Below are 4,383 nucleotides of genomic sequence, written 5' to 3' on the forward strand. Positions count from 1 at the left end.
CCAGAAGATGAACAAACCTTAAAATATTTAAATGTTTTATGCGTACGTTTAGTATTTTGTTTTTATGCCGAAGATGCTGGACTATTTGGACCACATGGTATTTTCCATGACTATTTAATGAAGTATAAAGATTTAAATTTTAGAGATGCTTTAATAAAACTTTTTAGAGTATTAGATCAAAAACCAGCGGAAAGAGATCCTTATCTTGAAGATGATTTAGCCCAATTTCCATATGTAAATGGAGAACTATTTGGAAATGAAGAAATTGTTATACCAAGAATCAATGAAAAAATAATTGATATAATTTTAAATCAAGCAAGCTCTAGTTTTGACTGGAGCAAGATAAGCCCAACTATCTTTGGAGGAGTTTTTGAAAGTACATTAAACCCAGAAACAAGACGATCTGGTGGTATGCACTATACATCAATTAAAAATATACATAAGGTAACTGATCCTTTGTTCATGAATGATTTAAATGAAGAATTCGAAAGTATCAAAGAATTTAAAACCTACAAGGTAAGAAAAAGAAAGCTTGAAGAGTTCCAAGAAAAACTAGCATCCCTTAAATTTTTAGACCCTGCAGCAGGAAGTGGTAACTTTTTAACAGAAACATATCTTTCCTTGAGAAGATTAGAAAACAAAGTAATAAAATATCTCTACGGGAGCCAAATTGTAATGGGCGAAGCCTTCAACCCTATCAAAGTATCTATAGGACAATTCTATGGAATTGAAATAAATGACTTTGCTGTAACCGTTGCAAGAACAGCTCTATGGATAGCTGAATCACAAATGATCAAAGAAACTGAAGATATTATCCATACTAATATTAATTTCTTACCATTGGAGAGTTATGCAAATATAATTGAAGGCAATGCTTTAAGAATGGATTGGGAAGATGTAGTATCTAAGGATGTGTTAAACTATATTATGGGAAATCCACCATTTATAGGTTCTCGATATATGGATAAAGAGCAAACAGAAGAATTAAAAAAAGTTTTTAAACAAAAAAGTGGTATAGGCAAACTTGATTATGTTGGAGGCTGGTATAAAAAGTCTGGAGACTTTATTAATGGAACTGATATTGAATGTGCATTTGTTTCAACTAATAGTATCACTCAAGGTGAACAGGTGCCTATAATGGCGAGAAATATTTTCGAGAAGGATAAAATTGTAATAAACTTTGCATATCAAACATTTAAGTGGAATAGTGAAGCAAAAGATAAAGCGGCAGTTCATTGTGTAATAATAGGATTTTCAAAAAAGGAAAGAATTAACAAATATATACATATATCAAATTCACAAGTTAAAAAAGTTGGTAATATTAATGGATACTTACTGGAAGCTCCAAATATGAGCATTGAATCTAGAGGTAAGCCTTTATCTAATGTACCTAAGTTAAGAACAGGTACTAGGGTAGGAGCTCAAGAGTATGTTTTCAAAGAAGAAGAAATGATTGATTTTGTAAAAAAGGAACCTTTATCAGCGAAGTATTTTCATGAATACTTAGGTGGATTTGAATTTTTAAATAATAAAAAACGTTATTGTTTATATTTAGAAAATTGTCCAATTTCAGATTTAAGAAAAATGCCAAAGGCAATGGAGTTAATAAGAAATGTTTCAGAGTTAAGAATAAATAAGAATCATAAATTAAAGGATTTCCCTAAACAATATGTAAAATTATCTATTCCAAAAAATGATTATATATTTATACCACAAGTATCATCAGGAAAAAGAAAGTATCTACCTATAGGATTTGTTTCTAAGAAAGTATGGGCAGCAGATCCACATTTTATGTTAGAAAATGGGAATTTATATTTGTTTGGAGTGCTAATATCAAATGTTCATAATGCATGGATGAGAACAGTAGCAGGTAGATTAAAATCAGATTATAGATATTCAAATAGAATAGTATATAATACTTTTCCATGGGTAAATCCTACTGAAAATCAAAAAGAAAAGATAATAGTAACAGCTAAAAATATAATTAATATACGTAAAAATCATATAGGGTCTAGTTTAGCTGATATGTATGATGAGATAGCTATGCCTTCAGATTTAATTATAGCTCATCAAGAAAATGATAAAGCAGTTATGGAAGCTTATGGATTTAATTGGAAAAACATGAGTGAATCTGAATGTGTAGCTGAACTTATGAAAATGTATGATCAACTAACAAGTGGAAAATAGAATTATTATTTAAATATAAAATTAAATAGGACTTACTAGAGAGTGATCTCAATTTATCACGTCTTGAATCGATAGAACTATTTAAAAATATGCATAAATATAAAAAGTCGATAGACATGCTATAGAGTTTGAAATTAATTTAAAGAGAATATACTATATTAATACTTAAAGATAAAATACCTTTTATGAAACATTTGAATCAAGTAAAAGCTTTAAAGGGAGAATTATATTGGTTGTTGGAATGAGCTATAAATTTGAGATCACAATAATTTATTAATATTATAATATGTATAATTATAAAAACTAAAGAAAATCATAAAAACTCTTAATAATATTGTCCTATATAGGGTTAGTTCTAACAATATTAAGCTGCAAAAATAAAGAAAAGAAGGTGCATTTATGGGATTGGAAGAGAATGAAATTTTAGAATTTACAAGAAGTAAGGATTATATATTTAAAAAGTTTATAGGACAAGGAGGAACTGGAAAAACTGCTTTATTAAAAGATGAGATATTAGATACTTATTTTGTATGTAAAAAATACTTACCATCTAATACAAATGACAAAGAAGATTGTTTTTTAAGATTTATTGATGAAATAAAAATATTATACTTACTATCTCATACTAATATAGTTAGAATTTATAATTATTATTTGTATCCTCTAAACACTGCAGGCTTTATAATAATGGAATATATAGATGGACAAAATATAAGGGAGTATTTATTCTCAACACAGGTAGAGACATTTGAAAATGTTTTTATTCAATTAATTGAAGGTTTTAGTTATATGGAAGAAAATTCAATAATTCATAGGGATATAAAACCAGATAATGTTTTAATAACCAAAGAAGGAGTAGTGAAAATTATTGATTTCGGGTTTGGGAAAAATGTTATAGCTGATAATACTAATGACGCTAGTGTTCTATTAAATTGGCCTGTAAGTGAATTACCAGATGAGGTAAGTGATTGGAAATATGACCACAAAACAGATATATATTTTCTAGGAAAAATGTTTATAAAACTGTTAGAAGATAACTGCATAGAGAACTTCAAATATGAATACATATTAGATAGAATGATTATTACCAATCCTGATAAAAGGATTGAGTCATTTACGAATATATTAAATTCATTATCAAATGATGTTTTAGAACAGATAGATTTTACGGAATATGAAAAAAGTGTATATATTAGATTTGCGACTGACTTATGTAATCATATAAATTTTTTCTCACAAGAACCTAAATTTGAAAATAACTATGATATTATATTAGAAAATATAGGTAATATAATTAAGGAAAGCGCTTTAGAAACTTATATACAAAATAATAATTATTTGGTAAATTGTTTCCTAATAGATAGTGTACATAATTATAATTATAATAAAAATAAAGATATATATGTAAAACATGTAATTGATTTTTATAAATTATTATCAGCTCAATCTAATAATACTAAAAACATAGTAATAGAGAATATAATTGCAAGATTAAAAAGCATAGAAATTAATGAACCTTATAGCGATATACCATTTTAAATGAATTAATAATTAATAGCTTACCGAAATAGACTAAATTATATGTATCCTATTAAATGGGGATGGGCTCTTTAGAATTATAGATTTCTAAGTTAAATAAACTAAACACATATTCATCATTATGATGAATATGTGAACAAGAAATTTATCAATAGGATTGGTAAACCTTAGATAATAAAATAAAATCTATTACAACCTTAAGAGTAAATATCTAGATATTTACATTCTCTTTTTCTCTATTATTTTAGAATCTACCATTGGAAAGCCTTTATTGTAACCCATATAAATACCCCAAATTGTTATTTCATCATCTACTTCAATATTATACTTTTCAATATCTTTAACATAAAAAATACTTCCCTCATCTTGATCAACTGTTAATGTACCAGTATTTTCATTTATTTCCATTACCTTGCCAGTAAATGTAATGTTTTCCATGCCCTTTACATCTCCTTTAGAAACTTCCGACCAAGTGATTTCTCTAGCATCAGATATATAATCTTTTTCCGTGTCTTTATTTGTAGTGCAAGCTGTTACTATAAAAGATGAGATTAAAATCATTATCAATAATTTTTTCATTCAATGCCTCCTTTTTTTATATAGTATTATAGCTCGTTGCAGAACTCTACAACTCGCATATTTACTACGTTTATTTAC

Annotated in this window: 3 protein-coding genes; 2 read left to right on the top strand and 1 reads right to left on the bottom strand. The window is 27.0% G+C overall.

The annotated features are described in order from the left end of the window. Together ACTHW2_RS04190 and ACTHW2_RS04195 are read left to right on the top strand one after the other, a co-directional pair. A partial coding sequence (locus tag ACTHW2_RS04190) for a class I SAM-dependent DNA methyltransferase (RefSeq protein WP_442262503.1) occupies nt 1-2,187 on the top strand: 2,187 nt, incomplete at its 5' end. A gap of 399 nt (nt 2,188-2,586) precedes the next feature. Beyond that, complete coding sequence (locus ACTHW2_RS04195) at nt 2,587-3,726, top strand: protein kinase family protein (RefSeq protein WP_442262505.1); 1,140 nt, start codon at nt 2,587-2,589, stop codon at nt 3,724-3,726. Nucleotides 3,727-3,945: 219 nt separating this feature from the next. Here the strand turns inward: ACTHW2_RS04195 and ACTHW2_RS04200 are convergent, their stop codons facing one another. Beyond that, nucleotides 3,946-4,305, bottom strand: coding sequence for a hypothetical protein (locus ACTHW2_RS04200; protein ID WP_442262506.1), 360 nt, complete (start codon nt 4,303-4,305; stop codon nt 3,946-3,948). Nucleotides 4,306-4,383: the final 78 nt, after the last annotated feature.

Origin of the sequence: Tissierella sp. (genome assembly GCF_052089545.1) — a bacterium.
Lineage (GTDB): Bacteria > Bacillota > Clostridia > Tissierellales > Tissierellaceae > Tissierella_A.

Excerpts from the sequence above, each read along its gene's own strand:
- ACTHW2_RS04200 (WP_442262506.1), bottom strand. The coding sequence starts at position 4,305 with ATGAAAAAATTATTGATAATGATTTTAATCTCATCTTTTATAGTAACA.
- ACTHW2_RS04195 (WP_442262505.1), top strand. The coding sequence starts at position 2,587 with ATGGGATTGGAAGAGAATGAAATTTTAGAATTTACAAGAAGTAAGGAT.